19 protein-coding genes are annotated in these 19,940 nt (G+C 44.3%); 2 read left to right on the forward strand and 17 right to left on the reverse strand.

Annotation, left to right across the window (positions count from 1 at the left end; genetic code table 11):
* Nucleotides 1-82 precede the first annotated feature (82 nt).
* From ABHC48_RS00990 to ABHC48_RS01010, 5 genes are all read right to left on the reverse strand, one after another.
* A complete protein-coding gene (locus ABHC48_RS00990) occupies nt 83-2,185 on the reverse strand; it encodes a hypothetical protein (RefSeq protein ID WP_195698929.1) in 2,103 nt (700 codons plus the stop codon).
* Between the two features lie 190 nt (nt 2,186-2,375).
* Nucleotides 2,376-3,293: a hypothetical protein gene (locus ABHC48_RS00995; RefSeq protein WP_227198953.1), complete on the reverse strand. Its 918-nt coding sequence runs from the start codon at nt 3,291-3,293 to the stop codon at nt 2,376-2,378.
* A gap of 295 nt (nt 3,294-3,588) precedes the next feature.
* A complete protein-coding gene (locus ABHC48_RS01000) occupies nt 3,589-4,959 on the reverse strand; it encodes a recombinase family protein (RefSeq protein ID WP_195698928.1) in 1,371 nt (456 codons plus the stop codon).
* On the reverse strand, nt 4,907-6,262 hold the full coding sequence (locus ABHC48_RS01005) for a recombinase family protein (RefSeq protein WP_195698927.1): 1,356 nt from the start codon (nt 6,260-6,262) through the stop codon (nt 4,907-4,909). Before ABHC48_RS01005 ends, ABHC48_RS01000 begins: the two co-directional genes overlap by 53 nt.
* On the reverse strand, nt 6,222-6,803 hold the full coding sequence (locus ABHC48_RS01010; RefSeq protein WP_195698926.1) for a hypothetical protein: 582 nt from the start codon (nt 6,801-6,803) through the stop codon (nt 6,222-6,224). The genes ABHC48_RS01005 and ABHC48_RS01010 overlap by 41 nt, the downstream gene beginning before the upstream one ends.
* Before the next feature lie 118 nt (nt 6,804-6,921).
* Between ABHC48_RS01010 and ABHC48_RS01015 the strand changes: the two genes are divergently transcribed.
* Together ABHC48_RS01015 and ABHC48_RS01020 are read left to right on the forward strand one after the other, a co-directional pair.
* Nucleotides 6,922-7,179 carry a hypothetical protein gene (locus ABHC48_RS01015; RefSeq protein WP_195698925.1) on the forward strand — a complete coding sequence of 86 codons (258 nt, stop codon included), beginning with the start codon at nt 6,922-6,924 and terminating at the stop codon, nt 7,177-7,179.
* A 178-nt stretch (nt 7,180-7,357) separates the two neighbouring features.
* A complete protein-coding gene (locus tag ABHC48_RS01020; RefSeq protein WP_195698924.1) occupies nt 7,358-7,732 on the forward strand; it encodes a hypothetical protein in 375 nt (124 codons plus the stop codon).
* 306 nt (nt 7,733-8,038) lie between these two features.
* Here the strand turns inward: ABHC48_RS01020 and ABHC48_RS01025 are convergent, their stop codons facing one another.
* From ABHC48_RS01025 to ABHC48_RS01080, 12 genes are all read right to left on the reverse strand, one after another.
* Nucleotides 8,039-8,458 carry a prepilin-type N-terminal cleavage/methylation domain-containing protein gene (locus tag ABHC48_RS01025; protein ID WP_195698923.1) on the reverse strand — a complete coding sequence of 140 codons (420 nt, stop codon included), beginning with the start codon at nt 8,456-8,458 and terminating at the stop codon, nt 8,039-8,041.
* 58 nt (nt 8,459-8,516) lie between these two features.
* Complete coding sequence (locus ABHC48_RS01030) at nt 8,517-8,969, reverse strand: hypothetical protein (protein ID WP_195698922.1); 453 nt, start codon at nt 8,967-8,969, stop codon at nt 8,517-8,519.
* 229 nt (nt 8,970-9,198) lie between these two features.
* Entirely contained in the window at nt 9,199-9,912 is a 714-nt protein-coding gene (locus ABHC48_RS01035; RefSeq protein ID WP_118583432.1) for a LytTR family DNA-binding domain-containing protein, read from the reverse strand.
* A 104-nt stretch (nt 9,913-10,016) separates the two neighbouring features.
* The gene (gspM, locus tag ABHC48_RS01040) at nt 10,017-10,637 is read right to left on the reverse strand and encodes a type II secretion system protein GspM (protein ID WP_173773514.1); all 621 of its coding nucleotides are present in this window, start codon (nt 10,635-10,637) and stop codon (nt 10,017-10,019) included.
* Nucleotides 10,634-12,514 (reverse strand): pilus assembly protein PilM, encoded by a 1,881-nt coding sequence (gene pilM, locus ABHC48_RS01045; protein ID WP_195698921.1) that lies wholly within the window; start codon nt 12,512-12,514, stop codon nt 10,634-10,636. The genes gspM and pilM overlap by 4 nt, the downstream gene beginning before the upstream one ends.
* Nucleotides 12,515-12,657: 143 nt before the next feature.
* Nucleotides 12,658-13,425: an A24 family peptidase gene (locus ABHC48_RS01050; protein ID WP_173773512.1), complete on the reverse strand. Its 768-nt coding sequence runs from the start codon at nt 13,423-13,425 to the stop codon at nt 12,658-12,660.
* Between the two features lie 137 nt (nt 13,426-13,562).
* Entirely contained in the window at nt 13,563-14,777 is a 1,215-nt protein-coding gene (locus ABHC48_RS01055) for a type II secretion system F family protein (RefSeq protein WP_195698920.1), read from the reverse strand.
* 195 nt (nt 14,778-14,972) lie between these two features.
* A complete protein-coding gene (locus ABHC48_RS01060; RefSeq protein ID WP_195698919.1) occupies nt 14,973-16,019 on the reverse strand; it encodes a PilT/PilU family type 4a pilus ATPase in 1,047 nt (348 codons plus the stop codon).
* A 203-nt stretch (nt 16,020-16,222) separates the two neighbouring features.
* Nucleotides 16,223-17,947, reverse strand: a complete 1,725-nt coding sequence (locus tag ABHC48_RS01065; RefSeq protein WP_195698918.1) for a GspE/PulE family protein — start codon at nt 17,945-17,947, stop codon at nt 16,223-16,225.
* A 152-nt stretch (nt 17,948-18,099) separates the two neighbouring features.
* Entirely contained in the window at nt 18,100-18,693 is a 594-nt protein-coding gene (locus ABHC48_RS01070; RefSeq protein ID WP_195698917.1) for a hypothetical protein, read from the reverse strand.
* A gap of 126 nt (nt 18,694-18,819) precedes the next feature.
* On the reverse strand, nt 18,820-19,173 hold the full coding sequence (locus ABHC48_RS01075; protein WP_195698916.1) for a hypothetical protein: 354 nt from the start codon (nt 19,171-19,173) through the stop codon (nt 18,820-18,822).
* Nucleotides 19,170-19,934 (reverse strand): hypothetical protein, encoded by a 765-nt coding sequence (locus ABHC48_RS01080; protein ID WP_195698915.1) that lies wholly within the window; start codon nt 19,932-19,934, stop codon nt 19,170-19,172. Before ABHC48_RS01080 ends, ABHC48_RS01075 begins: the two co-directional genes overlap by 4 nt.
* Nucleotides 19,935-19,940: the final 6 nt, after the last annotated feature.

Genomic DNA, 19,940 nt, shown 5'->3' on the forward strand with positions numbered 1-19,940 from the left:
TGATTTTCATAAGAATTGTGCAGAAAAGCAGACCAGAAATGACTTCTGGTCTGCCCGGTAAAAAGAATTATTTAAATTGAAATCACCCAAATTTCCTCATATTACTAAGGTCTGTCAGGTTGATCATCTGTGTTTCGCCGACTTCACCGGTTGGGCTCATCGGGCATACGGCGTAATTTCGTGTTTCGCTTCCTATCGTAAGTTTAGCCACATAATGCCAGCGAGACCATTCCTCAGTGCCTCTCTGATAATCACCATAACAATTATGAATATCATCAAAACCACCGATTAACTTTGCAAAATCACAAAGGGCTGCCGGTGATGTGCAGGAATCCCAACGATAAGATACAAAAAATGGAGTATTAGGTTCTGCTGCCAGAGATACCAGATAATTTCCATGTACCGTTACATATTTGAAGCGACCTGGCTCTGTGAGGTAATCACTTACAGCATCCATTTTTTCAAATGGAGTCATACCGGAAGTTGTAACTTTATTGATAATGTCAGTCATCCATGCTTTCTCAGCCTGGTCATAATCCATAACATTTAATGCCACTGTTTTTGCAACCGTATAACCAGACATGGAGTATTCCCGGAATTCGATATTGTAAGTTCCTGCTTTTTCAAAATATACATATCCGATATAACCGCCTTTTACTTTTTTCAGGGAAGTGGTCTCGGAATCGCCGTTTTCATAAGGAATATCATCATATATGTGCGTTGATCCACCTGAATACACATTTATCAAAGGGCTTTCTCCATCACAGATCAGTCTAAAAGAATTTAGATCCTGATTGTCTGTTTTTATAAAAAGAGGTTTGATACACTGTGTGTAAATATCTGCTTTCTGCTTGTCCAGACCATAAATTTCATATGTATATTTAGCAGGTGTTGTACCTTTCGTATCATATATTGGCAAATCCACTTTACGGATTTCACTCCACGGTCCAACGACTTTTACATTATTGCGGATGGTGTAAGAACGTACTTTTGTATAGTAACTGCGGCCTGAGTCTAAATAATAGAAACTCACACTTCCTATCCCGTTATCATCACCGATTGTTCGCGTATCCTGAACACTATATGCAAACTTATCATTGTAAGAAAGATAACCTTCGTAACCAACATAGGGATCTGACTGGGAAAAAGTTCCCGGGCAGTTCACATCCACCCATCCGTCACCATAATCTATTGACTTGATGGTGGGAACAGGAAGTGTGCTGTCAACGGTTTCAGATGTCACTACATAAGAAGTCTCAGTATGCGGATTGTATAGCTTCTGGGTAACTGAAACCGTGGAAGTAATTTTTTGTCCATAAATATCCGTGATGGTAATCACGCATTTCCCAGGCTCAAGTGTCGCAAATAAGCGGCTATTTCCGCCTTCAGCTTCATCTGTAGAATATACAACAGCCGGATCAGAAATATTAATGTCTTTGATTCCATTTGACGTTTCAATCTCATAATATCTTCCGCTTTCCAGGGTTATATTTGCTTTTCCCTCTTCGAGCGTTAATTTCGGAACCGGCTTAGGGGTAGGCGTTGTATTTGAAGTATTTCCTTTTGACTTTCCGCTTGTTTTGCAACGTTCCGTGGAAGACCATTTGGAATAATATTTCTTTCCTTTAATGGCCATGTAGGTACGGGCCTGCATATAATATGTAGTTCCGGCTTTCAGTCCATTGAGGGAAACGGTGTTGTTTTTGTTTCCTTTGACTGTTATGGTTTTCGCATTTTTTAATTTGGAATTTGTGGCATAGCGCAGCTGGTAACCGCTGGTCTGAGCGGTTTGCCTTTTTATTATCACACTGGCATTCTTTTTTCCAACATAACCACCCATTACCTGGGTCTTTGGAGGCAAAATGGTAAACTGCTTTTTCACTTTGCCGGTATAAGCACCTTTTCCAATAATCTGAACCGTATAGGTGCCTACCTTTTTGCAGCCCTTGGAATACTTCAGAACATAGTTTTTCTTCTCTTTCAGGACTTTGCCCTTATAGGTGACGCTTACCTTCGGGCGCTGGGCTTTTTGATTGTAGGTGAGTTTGGTGGCTGATAATTTGATTTTGGTGTTTTTCACATTTACCTTTGCTGCAGCAAATACCTGGCTTGTACTGCACAGCAGAAGCAGGGAAATGATGAGGCAAAGACGAACCAGCCGATGAAGGTGGTGATTCTTTTTCATAGATTTTTTGCTCCTTCCTGAGATAGATTGATAGATTTATTAGACCATTGCAGAACTTCATTGTTTTGATTTTAGCACTTGATGGGGGAATTAACAAGTAGAATGGGGTGCAAAGAAAACATTAAGAATATCCAATGCAATTTATAGTTAAAAGCCCAAAATTGCGTTGGATATTCCTTTTCATATTGGCTTATAAGCCATCATATTTTGACATTTTCATTCCTGCTAATTCCAAAACATGTTCTCTGCTAATTTTCAGCAGTTCTGCAATCTTTTCAATGCCCATTCCATCCTGAAGTAGTGAATTGACAATTTCTTTTGTTTTCAATTCCTTTCCTTCCTGTATTCCCTCTTGTATTCCTTTTTGTATTCCTTTTTGTATTCCGCTTTGCTCACCAGCCTCAAACTCAGCTTTTCTCAGTTTACGTTCTTCCTCTTCTTTGTCATATTCAAATATACTCACTGCGATAACCTCCGCTCTATTTTTCCGAAGAAATTCTTCCAGAATTTCCTCCTGAATACATTCATCTACAGCTTTTTTTACAGCTGTTTCCAGCTGCATATATTTTGCATATTTACGAACCCGCGCTACATATATTGCATATTCCCTTAGTATCTGGCACTGTTCCATCAATTCCCTATTACTGCCTTCATTGATATTCAAAGTTACTACTTTAAGTTCAAGTTTCGGTTCACTGGATATATTCTCATATGCTTCTGACAAACGGTTCTCCCATCTGTCTTCTTTCCGCTCTGTACCATTATAAAATACAATAAAGTTCGGTGCCGGTATTTTCTGCAATGCTGATGAATATAGAGACTTCTTATTCACCAGCTTCTGGTATTCAGCGGATATGTAAAAAAGATCCCGTAAGGGCATATTCGGTGTGTATGTTGACTGATGCTCATACAGGAAAAGATTGGTGTCAATAATAAACGACAGATCATTTTTCATTCCCATATAAATCGCATTCTCAAGTGTGACAATCTCCAGGTCTTCCGGATTCATATAGGATGTTCCATTAATCGCATTATAAAGCGATAACAGATTCTTTCGATCTGAAAATAGCATCCGGAATATCGTGTCCTTGTAGTTTCTGTTTACCATAGGCTGGTCCTCCTTTTCTTTGCAGGAGTCAGAAAAGACAAGCTAAGCATACATACCTTTCATTCAGAACTCCTGCTCTTCTTCGTTAATGGGTTAAAAAGCATGGATTTCTGATGTGTGATTAGATAAATCAGATGGCGGATATGCCTTGAACTATATGAGAAATATGATTTTTATCATAATAACATTGAAGTTCTTGATTTACAAGTACTTTTCGAAAATCTGCTAAATTCTTCCGCTTTCTTTCTTCACAGCCTATTCCCCTGGTAACGGGAATGATTTTTCAAAAAAGGCTCTAATCCGTCACCAGCCTTACGCCATCCATAAACAAAATCTCACACCCCTTATCACCCCCAATTATAATTTCCCTAATCACCATTCTCGTCTTCTTCGCCGCCTGGAACCAGGCAGGATACTTTTCGGTCAGTTCTTTCATCTGTGCTGCACGTAAGCGCTCCAGGGCATTTCCCTGGGCAATATCTTTCTCCCAGCCTGGCAGAAGATTTTCTCTCTGGGATACCAGCTGTGCCCAGGCAGCGCTTACATATTCTTCCATCTTATGCCCCTCAACAGGCTTAGCTTTACAAAATCCGCCCTTTTCTTTGCCGGAATTTATGCAGCGCCACACGCTTTTTCTGCTCTTCTTCACCATCCTTCCACCACAGCACCCACAAAAAATTTTTCCATAAAAAGGTTCCAGACTGATGCTTCCCACTTCCCGGATCTGATGATTCCGTTTAAACTGTTTGATCCTGTTGATTTCCAGCTGTGCCGCGTCCCATATTTCCCGCTCTATGATCGCTTCATGATCATTTTCCACATAATACTGTGTCAGTTTTCCATCGTTCTTTTCCAGCTCTTTCGTAAGAAAATCCCGGATGTAATACTTCTGCATAAGCAGATCTCCCTTGTACTTTTCATTTTGAAGGATGCGAACGACCGAAACCGCAGCCCAACGAGATTCTCCATGCACGCCCGAAACATTTTCGGTATTCAGCATTCGTGCTATTTCAGATGGCTGCCACCCCTCCAGAAACTCACGAAAAATCCGCCGCACCACTTTCGCCTGCCCTTCATTTATCACCAGATGCCCCGCCTCATCCTTATCGTATCCCAGAAAACAAGCGGCATTAATGTGAGGGATTCCCTGCTGAAACCTGGAACGGATTCCCCACCTGGTGTTTTCGGAAATATTTCGTGATTCCTCCTGGGCCAGACTGGAAAGAATGGTAAACAAAAGCTCACCAGACGACTCCATCGTGTTAATCCCCTCTTTTTCGAAAATCACCGGAATCCCAAGGCTCTTCAAATATCTTGCGTAATGCAGACAATCCCGGGTATTTCTGGCAAAACGGCTGATAGATTTGGTGATCACCAGATCTACTTTTCCCGCCTCACAGGCCGCGATCATACTGCGAAAGCCAGCCCTTTTACGCGTACCAGTACCGGAAATCCCCTCATCGGAAAAGATTCCGGCAAGCTGGTATTCCTCTTTTTCATTAATATAATCCGTGTAATATGCGATCTGATTGGCAAAAGAGCCCAGCTGCTCTTCCTGTTCGGTAGACACCCTGCAATAAGCTGCCACTCTGCATTGGGAACTGCTGGCAGATTTAGCATTTCCATTCGTCTGGCTTGGGGGAATAACCGTAAGTTTCTTTTCCATCTATAAGCTCCTTTCCAATATATGCTGAAAAACTGATGTTCCGAAGCGGGGAAAGCCTTTCATCCGGTATGCGGACTCCTTTGCAAAAAGCTTTTCCTTTTCGACTGAGACCATTGCAGATCCACCAGACAGAGTGGTTTCTGGCAATGATCCGCCGCAGCCTGGAACCACAATATTTGCAGAAAATCCGGTCTTTGTAAGGATAATTGGCGATAGTTAAAGGCTGTTTATCCGGGATAAGTCCTGATTTTTCTTTCTGTGGAATTTTTTCTTTCGGGGTTCTTTTCTCCGGTGCGTCTGGGACCTGAGCTTTTTTCGTTACGGCAATTTCATCAGAAGGTAATCCCTGCCTGTTTCTTTCGCTCTTCTTTGCCAGCTTTTCCTGTGCGGTTTCCCACAATTCTTCAGAAATGATTGCCGGATGATCGTGCCGGATGTAATACATCTGCTTTTCCCCTTTGTTTCGTACCAGTTTTCGCTGATTGTTTACATAATATCTCTGGCAAATATAATCTCCCGTATAGGCGTTGTTATGAAGAATCCGGCTTACTGTGGAACGGCTGAAAGTCCTGTCATTCTGAGTGATAATTTTGTTTTCGTTCAAATATTTCGTGATCTGGCTGATGCTCCATCCGTCAGCAGCCATCTGGAAAATCCGCCGTACAAGTTCTGCATTTTCATCCGGAACCAGATTCCCTTCTCGATCCTTCCGATACCCCAGACAACGGTGCAGCTGCCGCATAGGATGACCCTTTCTGTACTTCTGCTGAATCGCCATCTTAGTCAGCCATCTGGCATTTTCGCTTTCTGCCTGTGCAAATGCCGCGTAAAGAGTCAGCAGCAGCTCCCCTTCCTGGGACAGGGTATGGATTTTCTGAAGTTCAAAATATATATCAATCCCCAGTTCTTTCAGCTCCCGGGTGGTTTTCAGCACAGTATCTGTGTTGCGGGCAAAACGGGTGATGGATTTCGTAATAATCTGCCGAAAACAGCCCTTCCGGGCATCTTCCAGCATTTTGCAAAATCCGGGGCGGGTCTCTTTATAGCCGGAAATTCCGAAATCATAATATATTCCTGTCAAAATATAATTGGGAGCTTTCTTCATAAATTCCTGATAATGACGAATCTGATTTTCCAGGGAATCCTTCTGATGAGGGTGAAGGGTGGAAACACGGCAGTATATCGCGGTGGGAATGGATGAGAGGGTTGCCGCTGCCGGAATAGATAAAGAATTTTCTGCTGTTGAAATGGATAAAAGATTTTCATAAGGGGACAAAAGACTGAACTTCTGTATTTCGCTCATATTGTCTGGCCTCCCTTCTCTTCTTATTGTAAGCTTCCATCTTTTCCTGACTGGAATATGCACTGCTGCCAGATAAATTTTCAGTAAGAATTTTTCGGACGTTGGCATATTTTGCACCTTTCAGGCCAAGCTGGTTCAGCCAGTTTCGAAAACGATGTTTTTCACCGGCTCCGGAACTGGTATTCTTTCGATTGGGCACTACCCATTTGCGGACACAGGCAGTCTGAAATAGTTTCTCCAGGAACTGGCAATATGCCTCTTCTTTCTCAGGAGAGATAAACGAGTTCTCATTTCCAATCAAAATGGAGTCCTCTTCCATGGTAAAACCAGGAATCGCTTTGTTAATAAGAGATTGCTTTTCCGCCAGAATAACGGACAGATTTGCTCTTGCCTGCCCGGGCAAATTGCTCAGTGAAAACCGCAGAAGTCCATGATCCTCAAAGGCTTCTGAAATTGAGCCATTTCCGGAAATGCCGTTATTTTCCGGAACTTCTGCATTTAGGGAAATACTGGCTAACTGAAAGGTTAAAATCTGGTTCATTGGCTGCCTCCTCATATGTTTTTGGGTTAAGCTCAATATAACATAAATTCGGAAGGCTATTTCGAACAGTTCTTTATTGTATTTTATATTCGGGCATGCTACTATGAACTTGTAAATATTGGCTTACAGCAATGCACCGGAATCGATAAAAGAAATCTATAAAAAGATTTTGTGGGCTTTACTAATAAAGATGAATGTGCCCATAGACGAAGTAAAAGAAATGATGGGCGAGATTGGAGGTCGTGGAATGGGCTATCTATTTGAAAATATGGAAAAAATGGACATTCAGGCTGAAAGACGAAATACGCAGAGAGAAAAAGAGCGTGCTGATATGGAAAAAGAACTTGAAAAAAGAATGCATGTAACCGGAAACTAGGGCATGTTTGAAGAAGGCTCTAAATTTCAATAAGGGAAACCAAGCACGATTAAAGGTATTAACAATTTTACTGGTTTAGCAAAAATATCCTGCATCCGTCATACTCGCAAAGAGATTTGACTGGGCAGGATGGTTTTGGCAGAAACCGCATTTTTAAATCCATACAATGTCTTCTTATATGTTTTGGGGCGTATTTAAACAGCATGTAAGTTCGTTCAACTATGAGAAAATTCGAACGACAGGGGCCGTGCTGGTTGCGATTAGTATTCCGATTTTTACAACACAGTTGGAGAAGGCTCGTGATTCTGCAGATGCCGCCAATTTGAGATCTCAATATGCAGAAGCAGCAGCCAAGGTTCTGGAGAGTGAAACGGATGTGACATCTGGCGGCGTAGTCATTACTGGTACAACTGCAGGTTTAGGAAATGTTAATGATATTGGTGGTGTTAAAGTTACAGATGATGCTGTATTGAAGAGTGCTGTAAAGGGACAAACTATTACTGTTACAGTTCATGCTAACGGTACCGCACCTACTTTTGCTGTAAAAAAATAGTGATTTAACATTTGTGTAAATTAAAAAGCATAATATAATAAAAACTCTTAATTACTTTATAATGTAGTTGTTAGACTAAAATTTTATTATCAGTAAAATATTCATACAAGATTACGATTTACAATGATAAAAACATCCTGCCAGATCGATGTTCTTTACGAGCATTTCTGATACAGGATGTTTTTGTGTTTACTTAATATTGCGCAACTTTCGTTGACCCGTGTTTTCAAATTTCAAAAATATTATATGACAATAGATTGAATATTATTAAAAATAATTTAAACTGTTATGCCCCTACTGAAGCAGTCAGTTAATTTTGGCTGTAACACTACCATCTGTACCAAAAGAGAAAACTACGTTCTTTTCTCCAACAGTTCCGTCTGCAGCCATAACTGAAGCATCTAAAGTAAATGGTAATTCATTTGCTAATCCGCTAAATGCTTTAGCTTTATCATTTCCAGATTCATTTTTTGTACCTTTGAAAGTAACTTTTTCTGTAATATCTTTCGCAGCTGAACCACCATTGTCTGTGGAGGTAAGAAATTCAGAGGATGCTTCTGCGTAAGCAGCTCTTAAATTTGCCACTGTAACTGCATCTCTTGATTTCTCCAACTGACTAGTAAAAATCGGAATACTAATTGCAACCAGCACGGCAATAATAGCTACAACAATAAGCAGCTCAGCCAATGTAAAACCTTTTTTGTTTTCTTTTGCTTTTTTAAACATTTTAAAGCCTCCTATTTAATATTTTTCATTTTTAAGATTCTGAAGCGTCCGGGACTTCTCAGTTATCCGGGATGGCGATTTTGATGCTTCCTATGTCACCATCAAGCTGAAGCTTCAGATAACCACCAACCGATTCGATAAGATCTCGCATCTTAACGATAGCCTTGTCGAATTCCCGAAGCATACGGTCCTCGCAGGAATACTGAATCTTAATCAATGTCTGCTCCTGCATGTCCCGGCAACGGATTCTTATGTAGCGTCCCCGTGGGGGTGTGGTCTCGATACAATTTCGTTTCGCCGTATCAAGTGCCATGCCTACAATCTGGCAAAGCTGATTACCTGATCGATTTTCCTTAAGCTCCTGAACCTCGGCAGATATCCAGATCTCATCCGCGTCTGCTTCTGCTGCAAATCTGTTTAACACTTCATTCATCTCAGGATAGGATGTAAAAAAATGTCTGTTCTGTCTCTGATTCATTCCATCGATGGCATCTAACTTTTGCACTGCCACTTTCCGTTCCGCTCCTTTCTCTTAGGATGTTTGTATTATAACAAAATTTTTTTAATTTGTGTGCATAATGTCAATAATAGCAACATTTTTGTCGAAAATGGCTATTGGATGTAGTTTTTGACACAATTTCTGTCATTTTTGACATTACCAGCTTATAGATATATTCAAAAACAGCCTGAGAAAGGACATTTCCCATTCCCTTTCTCAAGCTGCCATATCCGACTTGCTTTCACATTTTTTCAAACATATAATCATAATACATTTCCCGCGCCGCGCGCTGATATTTCCGGGAAACAGGAATTTCGGCAGACTGGACTATGAACTTGCCGGTATCCATTTTTTCCACAAAATAAAGGCTGATAATATAACTCTGATGGCACCGGAAAAATAATCTGCCTGGAAGCTGCTGTTCCAGCTCGTCCAGCTTGGCGTAGCTCTCTATGGTTTCGCCATTCTCCAGATGCAGGATCACCTTGCGGTTGGCGCTCTCCACATACAGAATATTTCTGCAGTACACACGGCGAAAGCTTCCGCCCACCTCCTTCAGCATAAGGGAGGCACGGCGCTCCATGGTCGGCTTCTGCCAGAAAAAAGTAATGCAGTTATGCAGTTCACTTACATCAAAAGGATAAAGGAGATACCCGGTAGCAAATACGGAAAAAGCTTCCGCATAGTACCTCTGGGAATCTGTGATAAAACAGATCATTACCTTACGGCTCCGGGCACGTACCTTCGCCGCCAGCTCCAGTCCGTCTCCTTCTCTGTGAATCGTAGTATTCAGCAGCAGAATATCAAAAGAAGACGCATCCTCATTAAGATCGTCCAGATAGTCATATTCATCTGCATATTCGCTCACCTGAATATCCATATTTATACCGGTAAGGCTGGCACGGATATATTCTCTGTGTTCTTTTGACTTTTCCACAATTGCTGCCCGCAGCATAACTGGTTATCCCCCATTTTCCACAATAAAATAAAAATATCTACATCATTTCCCGCTCTAACAGCTCATCAATAACCATTGGCAGAAGCCGCTCTGACTTCTCATCAATAACCGCTGGCAGAAGCCGCACCGGCTGCCGCAGAAGTATCGGCAGGAAGCCCGCTGTCTGCTTTTCCACCCTGCATGGTCTCATAGAAGGTAGCGGTCACACCTACATTCACACTTCCTGTATTCAGATCGTCTCCGGCGGCAACATAGCGGAGATCGCTTACAATACATCTCCACTCGCCTGTGCAGAGACGGTTTACAAGATCTGCGGCCTTGTCATAATCAGACGCTGAAAAGGTCAAGCTGAATGATCTGCGGATCAGGTCGCCGTCCCGTGTCACGTCACTGAAGCTGATATCGTATGTATTGGCATCCTGAAGAAGCTGGTTCAGCTCATCCAGTTCTGCCTTGGAATTATTGTAGCTTCCCATTTTTCCCAGGCTTCCACTCTGTTCGATGGAATCCAGCTCGCTCTGCATGCGGGACAAAGAAGCGGCCTTGGTCTGAAGAAGCATAAGCTCTGTATTCAGCTCGTCCTGCTGGCTTTTCGCTTCATTGATCGCGGTTCTGATCGGCTGGTCAATCACTGCGTAATATCCGGCTGCCAGAAGGATCAGGGTAAGCACCAGAAGCATAATTTTTTCTCTTGTAGTAAAATCACGGCTCATGATCTTCATTCCTGTGCTCCTCCCTCTGTGCCTGCCTCAAATCCATCATTTGCTTCAGTCTCGTTTCCATCACCGGTCGCAGCACCATCCACGGCTTCGGCTTCATTTCCACCATCAACCACAGTTCCGTCCACCACTCCTGTCTCATTTCCCTCATCAGCTGCAGCCCCATCTACCGCTCCGGTCATGTTTCCATCACCGTCCGCAGCGACACCATATTCCTCACTTCCATCTCCGCTCTCCACATACAGCGGATCCAGCAGATAAACAATAATCTGTCCTGTAACTGTATCCGATGAAACAGGATTTCCATTTTCATCTGTGGAACTGGAATCTGTAACAGCAGTCATTACATTACAATAATCCACGATTGGAACCTGCTCCAACTCCTGCACCAGGCTGTTAATGTCTGACAGGTTCTCTCCGGTCACCGGAAGGGTCAGCTGATTCCCGCTTACGCTCCAGCTGCTTACCGTCACCTTCGGGAAAATTACATTCTTCATCAGCTGCAAAACCTCCGGGCGGTTCAGATAACTTAACTCATCTGCATTCAGCCCCTGATAAGTATAGTGGGCATATGTTTCCTGCAGATCCCCGAAGCTGTCAATATAAGCAGTAATGTCATCCACCTGCTTCTGCAGCTCAGATGCAGCACTCTGCGCCTCGCTCATTTTCACCAATCTGTCTGCAACTGCAACTTTTCCAATAACTCCGGCAGCTACAATAATTGCCCCAATGGCCGGAATGGCAACGAAATAATGCTTTTTCTTCTGTCCCGCAAGGGCCAGATTGATCTGCTTCTTGGGCGCATGGGCAGTACGTCCAAGGGCCGTACCGGCTGCAAGCATCCAAAGAGATGACGCCTCATCCCCGCTTCCATTCATTCTCTCCAGAAGCTCCCCTGCCTCATGGATCTTCACATCCAGGTTTTCCTCAAGGCTCTGGCGCATGGTGACTATGGAAGCACCACCGCCGCAGATATAAATATCTTCCAGGCGGCTTTCCGGATTACTGAACTGATAGAAGTTCAAAGCCCTCATCAGCTCTACACTGATCTGGGAAAAAGCATCCTGGCACACCTCACTGTGGATACAGTCCTCATGGTTCGCCAGCAGCCAGGTATGAGCCAGATGAATATCAATATGAAAAGTATCTGCAAGCAGCTCTTCCACCTGCTCCATCCCCCGCTCGATCACACGGGTAACCTGATGTCTGTCCCCCTTGAAAATAAAAAGGCGGCTGGATGTACTTCCCAAATCCAGGATTCCATATTCCTTATCTTTATCCTGCTCATTTCTCAGCTTATAGTGAAGAAGATTCTCACAGGCAGACACCTCAGGAGCTGCAAACGTCAGCTTCAGACCTGCCTTTCGCGTCATCAGGCGAAGATCCTCCATTACCTCCAGAGGCGCTGCTGCTGCAAGAAGCTCCATCTCATTGCGCTTCTGGTTCTCCTCTTCCTCTGGCTTTTCCTCTTTCTTTTTCTTTTTGGAAGCTTTCTTCAGCTTCTTGCCTTTGGGCATTTCCTCTCCGGAACCCCAGGAATAATCAAAAACATACTTCTTTAATTCATCTGTAATATAATCACGGAATTCATAAGGCAGGTTGTAAACCAGCTGCTCCGCAGTCATTTCCGGCATCGTCACATTACGAAGGAAGCAGATTCCTGAAGACACCACAACAGCCGCTTCTTTACAGCGGATCTTATTCTCTTTCATGGTTTTTCGGATCAATTCTCCTGTGGTCTCCACAGAAACAATTCTGCCATCCTTGAGAAGCCCTTCCGGCATCTGTACCGAAGCGGTCTTCACAATATTCTCACCTTTCATCAGAACCAGCTTCATCTGATCCTTGCCTATATCAATTCCAAGACATGATTTTGCCATATATATCCTCTTTCTATGTCTTTTCTTGTTTCAATCCGGACCGCACAGTTCCCAGAGCGTGTCTGTGCCGCTTACATAGTTTCCCGGAATATGTCCCGGTTCGTTCTGCTGTGTATTTGAAAAAGTACTTCTACAGCTACCCTTTACAGCAGCCCCATATACCAGTTCACCAGCCCGTCCCCATACAGCAGCATGGCATAAAACGCCAGTGCAATGGCAGGTCCGAAGGGAATCTGCGGTCCTTTGTTCTCTTTTCCCCGTTTCTGGATAGCTCCCATAATAAGGCCGAGAATACAGGAAAAAAACAGGGCAAACAGGGATGCTGCCACTCCCAGGTACAATCCCATCACCACAAAAAGCTTCAGATCGCCGCCTCCCATGGTCTCTTTTCCAAGAATTTTATCAAAAAGCAGGACAAGAGCAAGCATAACCGCTCCGTAGCCCACTCCTGAAGCCACATGGTATAAAACGTCCATTCCGCTCATTTCCGTAAAAGGAATTGCCACGAACCAGGCAATTACAGGGATCAGAAGGCATCCGTTGGGAATCTCAAAAATCTCCAGATCCACCAGGGAAAGACAGAATAGACAGCAGGCCAGCACCATATTTCGCACAAACTCCGGGGAAAGATCAAACCGAAGAAGAGTAAGCACGCTCACCAGTGCAAAAAACAGCTCCGTGAGCATGTATCTTGGGCTGATTTTTGTTTTACAGTAACGGCACTTTCCACCCAGAAATATCCAGGAAAAAACCGGGATCAGATCCAGAAAGCCCAGAACATGTCCGCAGCTTGTACAGTGGCTTCTTCCTTTCACAAAGGATTCTCCATGGGCGATCCGCCATGCGGCGCAGTTCAGAAAAGATCCAAGCACCGCACCAAAAACACCTGCTAATACACAACAGTATATCATAAAAAAGGTATCTTCATATATCGACATTTTAAAATTTTACCTGTTTTTCCAAATTTTTTGTATTTTTATTTCGTAAGCATCTTTTTTTCGGCACTTTTTCCACAAACAGCAGGAAGGGCAGCCTTCTTTTCCCGGAATTACATAACGCTGTACATCTGGAACATTGCAATATAAACTGCCAGAACAATATATCCGGCAATAACTGCCATACCGATCAGCAAAGTGGGCTCCAGTTTTTTCAGAACGTCCTGTACTGCCATATCCAGTTCAGATTCGTAATAGCCGGAAACTGTGTGCAGAGTACTCTCCAGCTCACCAGTTTCCTCTCCAACAGCAGTCATATCCACCAGAATATCCGGCAGACAGTCAGCCTCCCACATACACTCGCCAAGGGTGTGGCCCTCTTCCAGACGGGAGGTCATTTTCCCCACGCACTGGCTGATGTAATAGTTGTTGATAACCCTCGCAGTAATGCTGACCGCTCTTGTAAGCTGCAGACCAGCTCCGATCAATGTGGTCAGGTTTGCGGCAAACTCACTGGCCGCACTGAGAAGGGACACATTTCCAAGCACCGGGATTTTCAGTGCAAGCTTCGCCACGTTCATCCGACCTTTTTCCGTATTGGCGTAAAGCTTGAAGATAAGGGCGATGGCAGCGAACACAACTATGATCAGGAAAATATATTTCCGGAAAAAGTTGGATATCAGGATCAGGGACTGTGTGATCAGCGGCAGTTCTGCATCATAGGATGCAAAAATGTCCATAAAGGTAGGTACAACCTTCACCATCAGAACGATTACTACCACTACTGCAAGTGCAAGGACGAAAACCGGATAAATCAGGGCATTTCGCACTTTTGCACGCATTTTTACCTGCTTGTCATAATGCTGGTACATGGTCTCAAAAGCTTTAGACAGGTTACCGGATTCCTCTCCGGCGCGGATGGTCTCGATGAAAACCGCCGGAAGCAGCTTGCCGCCACGCTCCTGGAAGCTGGTTGCCACGCTTCGACCTGCCTCAACATCCTCTGCCACTTTTTTCAGAATGCCTTTCAGCTTTTTGTCTGTCATTTTGTCTCCGATCAGCCGGACGGTACGGCCGATGGGGATTCCGGACTGGAGGATAATGGAAAACTGGGCGCACATCAGGGAAAAAGCTTTGGCGTTCAGGCGGTTGCCGCCGATTTCCATGCTGAGAAGCCCGGGCTTCTTCTCTTCCACCTCTGTAAGCTTCAGAACAATATCACAGTCCTGTTTGATACGGTCAACCGCGTCAAACTCATTGAAGCCCTCTACCACGCCAGAGACTTTTACTCCGTCTTTGGAGATGGCTGTGTATTTGTAGGTTGCCAATTGTTGTCCACCTTTCTTGCGCAGTTTTTATGCCACGCAGCCTTTAAGTCACTTCACAGCTGATCAATATGCAGTGAAGTGCTTTTTTCAAATTCAAATTTTCACTTTAGCTGATCAATATGCAGTAAAGTGCTTTTTCAAATTCAAATTTTCACTTTCCGAAACACTGAAAAATATATATGCATCTAAAGTCCTTTATGCATTCTTCTTCACATAAGCCTGGTCATGACTATACTCCACAGCTATAGCCTTGTCGATCTGTCTGGAACGTACCAGACTTACCAGTGACTGGTCCATGGTCTGTCCGCCGATTGCCGCACTGGTGGCAATGGCGTTGGCGATCTGAGGGGTGTTTCCGCCGCGGATCATGTTTCGGATACCGTCGGTTACAACCATAACCTCACTTGCCAGCACACGGCCGCCTGTTTTTTTCTTCACAAGCTGCTGAGAAATAACAGCCATCAGGGTCATGGAAAGCTGCAGACGGATCTGGTTCTGCATTCCTTCTGGAAAAACCTGCACCATACGGTCAATAGCATCGGAAGCACTGCCTGTGTGCAGGGTTCCGAATACAAGGTGTCCGGTCTCAGCTGCTGTGATCGCAGTTTCGATGGTATCCTTGTCTCGCATTTCACCGATAAGGATTACGTCAGGGTCCTCTCGCAGACTGGCACGAAGACCTTCGGAAAAGCTTGCAGTGTCTTTGCCCACCTCACGCTGATTGATGACGCAGAGGTCCGGGGTGTATACATACTCTATCGGATCCTCCAGAGTTACAATGTGGTTTTTTCTGGTGTGATTGATTTCGTCCAGCATAGCTGCCAGAGTGGTGGATTTACCAGAACCAGTCTCACCGGTTACCAGGACGATTCCCTTGTGGAGGCTGGTGAATTCCAGCGCAGAGGGAGGAAGTCCCAGGGAGTCCAGTCTTGGAACGGATTCGCTGAGCAGACGGATGGCTGCGGAGACTTTTCCCTGCTGTTTGAATACATGGCATCTGCAGCGGATTCCTCTTATTTCACGGGAAAAATCAAGTTCTCCGGTATATTCCAGTTTTTCGTACATAGCGTCTTTCGCCAGATCCTGGCAAAGCATATCGCAGTCTTTTTCTGAAAGATGTTCCTCTGCCATGTTCTCCAACTGGCCATCCAAACGGTATTTCGGCGGCAGGCCGCATACCAGGTGGATGTCGGAAGCGCCGCTGCGGCGGGCTTGTTCGGTTAAGTCTTCTATGTTGTACATGATTTTGATCTCCTGACTTTCTGTATTTTCTAATTTAGTTAACTAAACAGATGTTACTGTTCACTCCGTTCACAGTAACGCGCTTCGCGATGCACAGAAATCATGCATTCGCATGATTTCGCGCCGCAATTCTCGGGTTTTCTGTGAACTTTGTTCACAAAAAACGCCTCGCGGAACGTTACCAGTGAACAGTAGCAAACAGATTACTCTTCTTCTGCTTTCTTCATATCCCCTGTTTCGTAAATGACTCGCTGCACTTCCTCGGCAGTGGTAATTCCCTCTTCCACCAACTGAATGGCATTTTCACGCAGTGTCTTGAACTCGCTGTGGGCGCTGGCCAGTTCCTGTTCGATGGCAGGTCGTCCAGCCTGCTGGGAAATGAGGGGGCGGATTTCCGGGGTGATTTCCAGGATCTCGAATACACCGATTCGTCCGCGGTAGCCTGTATTGAAGCAGTCTGCGCAGCCCTCGCCCCGGTAGAAAATATGCTTGTGCTCTGTGCTGAGGCCAAGGCGTCTTACTTCCTCGTCTGTCGCCTCATAGCTCTTTTTACACTTGGGGCAGATCCGACGGACCAGTCTCTGGGAAATAACGGCGCGAAGAGCGGTGGCAATCAGGTACGGCTCAACACCGATATCCTCCAGACGTTCGATTGTTCCCACAGCATCGTTGGTATGGATTGTGGAAAGCACAACGTGTCCGGTGATTGCGGCACGCATACTGATCTGGGCGGTCTCACCGTCTCGAATCTCTCCGACGGCAATGATATCCGGGTCCTGACGAAGGATGGCACGAAGACCATTGGCAAAATCCATGCCTGTTTTCTCATTGATCTGCACCTGGTTTACTCCGTCAATATTGTACTCAACCGGATCCTCCAGGGTTACTACATTGACTTCCTCTGTATTTAACTGGGAAATCATGGTGTTCATGGTGGAGGATTTACCACTTCCGGTAGGACCGGCGATCAGAATAACACCGCTGGTACAGTGGATAGCCCGCTGGTATTTCTTCAGGTTGTCACCCATAAGACCGATAGAATCCGGAGTAAGATAGCCGGCTCTTTTGTCCAGAAGACGGGCTACGATTTTTTCTCCATATACAGTAGGAAGGGAGTTTACACGGAGGTCAAACTCACGCTTCTTATTCTTAACATTGAATCGTCCATCCTGTGGAACACGACGTTCTGCAATATCCATTCCACTCATGATTTTCAAGCGGGAAATAACGGAGTTCTGAAGGTTCTTGGGGATCGTCAGAATCTTACGGAGCACACCGTCAATACGCATGCGCACCTGAAGCTCTTTTTCCTTTGGCTCAATGTGTATATCACTGGCGCGCTCCAGAATGGCACGCTCGATAATGGAGTTTACCAAACGGATAGTCGGCGCATCGTTAATGTTGTCGTTGAGGATGTTTCCTGTAAACTGCGCTTCTTCGCCATTGTCCTCTTCGATCGGAGCCTCACGCTTCATGGCCTCAATAGCCCTTGCGGCGCCTTCGTTTCCGTAAAGGACCAGGATGGCATGCTCCACGCCCTCTGTGGTAGCAATCATCGGAACAATCTTTTTACGGACTGCTTTCTTGACTTCCTCGATTGCATAGAAGTTCATAGGGTCGCTCATGGCCAGATAAAGCTCGTCCCGCTCCATGCGGACCGGCACTACCTGGAACTGTTTCGCAATGTTTTTCGGAACAACCTGTGCCATGGAAATAGGAATAGTGGTTTTCGAAAGATCTATGTATTCAATACCCAGCTGAAGACGAAGTGCCTCGATCAGCTCTGCCTCTGTGATGATTCCTGCTGAGATCAAAGCCGCTCCAAGCCGTTCCTTGGTCTCCTTCTGCCTCTGCAGTCCCATATCCAGTTCTTCCGGTGTAATCGTCCCCGCCGCGATCAGCAGGTCACCAAGACGTTTGTATGCCATGTGGGGGTCTCTCCTTTGCATTTATATTCGGTATGTGATTCATGTTTAAATCTATCTATAACAAATTTGTTGCAGCTGTTCAGTGCCTTTATAGTTACACGTTTCGTAAAACAGTACCTGCTGAATAGTTGCAATTAGTCTTATTTTCTTTTTTATAATTGGTCTAATTTTATATCGTTTACTGCTATCACATCGAATTTGTTGGTAACAATCTTTTTGCCATCTTTATCTGTGATTTCAAGAATTACATGGAAGGTAGTTCCTTCCAGTTTCACGCTTTGAATTGTTGCTTTCAGGTCAAAGGAACTGTAACTGGCAGAAGAAATCAGTTTCTGCCAGTACGGGGAACCATCCTCTGCGGTTAATTGAACCGCTATTTCGCCCCCCGCTGTTCCATCAATTTTATTTTCATTTTCATCTATAGCTGCAAAAGCACTTTCTGTTTTTCCGTAAGTCGGACTGAAATACTTAAGTACCGTTCCATCACTGCCTTTATTAACACTTGTTGTATATCGAAGCTCTTTTTCAATTACATTCGTTAAGGTGGAACATAGCTGCTTTGCGTGGGATCTGGTCAAAGATTCATTATACATCCGGGTGGCAAAAGCCATTCCCTGCGTCATAACCTGACTTGCAAGCAGCAGGATAACGGTCGCCGCCAGCAGCTCCCCAAGAGAAAAGCCTCGTTTGTCAGACAGCAGTTTTCGTATTCGGTTTTTCAATTTGATTTTCGCTGTATTTTTCATGCCTTTCTCCTGTAAATGTGTTTCTGTTTGTCCTGTTCACAGCAGCATGCTTCCCAATGCACAGAAATTATACATTCTCATAATTTCCCGCCGCAGCTCGCGAGTTTTCTGTGAAAGCTTTAAAATTCAACTTATTTTATAATAAATATAACTCTTTTCCAGACTGTTTGCTTGGGACTGATATACCTGCACCGGAATTTCCGCACTTGATGCACCGCCGGCACCTCCTGTGGCATTCTCTTCTGAAAGGATCACTTTCGTAGAATTGGTTCCTGTGCTTACCTCTGCTCCTGTTTGTCTTGTCTGGAAAGAGGTATCTGTATTGTCCGCCTGCTTGTTTACACGCGCAGTCGTCACAACTGCTCCTGCCAGCATCAGCACTGCAAGGGACAAAATGATCATGGTAACAAGAGTCTCTGCAATTGTTTCACCGGCTTTACTTTGCAGTTTCTTTTTTAATCTTAATCCTGATTCTTTCATTGTGAATCTCCCAAAGTACGTTCTGTGTCACCGTAAAAAATGTCTTTTGCTTCCCAGGTGTATTCATACGTGGTAGCTTCAGTGCTACCATCATTTGTCGTCGTCACTGACTGTCCGGTTTGCTTTACTTTTCCAGTTAAACTAAGTATCACCCGGCTGGAATCACTTCCATTACCAGTACTTAACCTTACAGTAATATCATAGGTAACTTCATTTGCTTTCGTATCGTCAGTGCTTTTAATACGCTTAATGGTAACTTCTGTATTTATGGGATTCAGGTCCTTAAATTGAGTAATCGCCGTTTCAGATCCTGCTCCAGAAGTTGATAATGTCAACTTTTTGGTAAGAGTATCCATTTTTTCTGTTGCTGCAACATTTTCATTTTGAGCATCCAATTCCTTCAGGTAACCTTGTATCAGATCGGCAAAATCTGTCGGCGTCGCCAAAGAAGAGTTGAGAACTTCAGATGAATTCCAGTTTTTGTTTGTCTTTATATTTGCACCCGTTGTATCTTTTTTTACTGTAACCATTGCGGACAGCTTTATATTAATAATAGAATCTCTTAGCACCTGTGCCGCACTGGTACAGCTCAATTGATTCTGCTCCGACTCCCGGTCTGATGCCACTGTTTTCACAGTAGTCACTGCACCTTCCAGCATTACCACACTCAGAATAGATGCCACCAGGAAAAGTAACAGCCCAAAGAAGATAGAGGTACCCTGTTCTGATTTTAATTTCTTTCTTATTTTTTCTCTCAGCATTTCAGA

Source organism: Ruminococcus sp. 1001136sp1 (genome assembly GCF_039841815.1).
GTDB lineage: Bacteria > Bacillota > Clostridia > Lachnospirales > Lachnospiraceae > Blautia_A > Blautia_A faecis.

Excerpts from the sequence above, each read along its gene's own strand:
- ABHC48_RS00990 (WP_195698929.1), bottom strand. The coding sequence starts at position 2,185 with ATGAAAAAGAATCACCACCTTCATCGGCTGGTTCGTCTTTGCCTCATC.
- ABHC48_RS00995 (WP_227198953.1), bottom strand. The coding sequence starts at position 3,293 with ATGGTAAACAGAAACTACAAGGACACGATATTCCGGATGCTATTTTCA.
- ABHC48_RS01000 (WP_195698928.1), bottom strand. The coding sequence starts at position 4,959 with ATGGAAAAGAAACTTACGGTTATTCCCCCAAGCCAGACGAATGGAAAT.
- ABHC48_RS01005 (WP_195698927.1), bottom strand. The coding sequence starts at position 6,262 with ATGAGCGAAATACAGAAGTTCAGTCTTTTGTCCCCTTATGAAAATCTT.
- ABHC48_RS01010 (WP_195698926.1), bottom strand. The coding sequence starts at position 6,803 with ATGAACCAGATTTTAACCTTTCAGTTAGCCAGTATTTCCCTAAATGCA.
- ABHC48_RS01020 (WP_195698924.1), top strand. The coding sequence starts at position 7,358 with ATGTTTTGGGGCGTATTTAAACAGCATGTAAGTTCGTTCAACTATGAG.
- ABHC48_RS01025 (WP_195698923.1), bottom strand. The coding sequence starts at position 8,458 with ATGTTTAAAAAAGCAAAAGAAAACAAAAAAGGTTTTACATTGGCTGAG.
- ABHC48_RS01035 (WP_118583432.1), bottom strand. The coding sequence starts at position 9,912 with ATGCTGCGGGCAGCAATTGTGGAAAAGTCAAAAGAACACAGAGAATAT.
- gspM (WP_173773514.1), bottom strand. The coding sequence starts at position 10,637 with ATGAAGATCATGAGCCGTGATTTTACTACAAGAGAAAAAATTATGCTT.
- pilM (WP_195698921.1), bottom strand. The coding sequence starts at position 12,514 with ATGGCAAAATCATGTCTTGGAATTGATATAGGCAAGGATCAGATGAAG.
- ABHC48_RS01050 (WP_173773512.1), bottom strand. The coding sequence starts at position 13,425 with ATGATATACTGTTGTGTATTAGCAGGTGTTTTTGGTGCGGTGCTTGGA.
- ABHC48_RS01060 (WP_195698919.1), bottom strand. The coding sequence starts at position 16,019 with ATGTACAACATAGAAGACTTAACCGAACAAGCCCGCCGCAGCGGCGCT.
- ABHC48_RS01065 (WP_195698918.1), bottom strand. The coding sequence starts at position 17,947 with ATGGCATACAAACGTCTTGGTGACCTGCTGATCGCGGCGGGGACGATT.
- ABHC48_RS01070 (WP_195698917.1), bottom strand. The coding sequence starts at position 18,693 with ATGAAAAATACAGCGAAAATCAAATTGAAAAACCGAATACGAAAACTG.
- ABHC48_RS01075 (WP_195698916.1), bottom strand. The coding sequence starts at position 19,173 with ATGAAAGAATCAGGATTAAGATTAAAAAAGAAACTGCAAAGTAAAGCC.
- ABHC48_RS01080 (WP_195698915.1), bottom strand. The coding sequence starts at position 19,934 with ATGCTGAGAGAAAAAATAAGAAAGAAATTAAAATCAGAACAGGGTACC.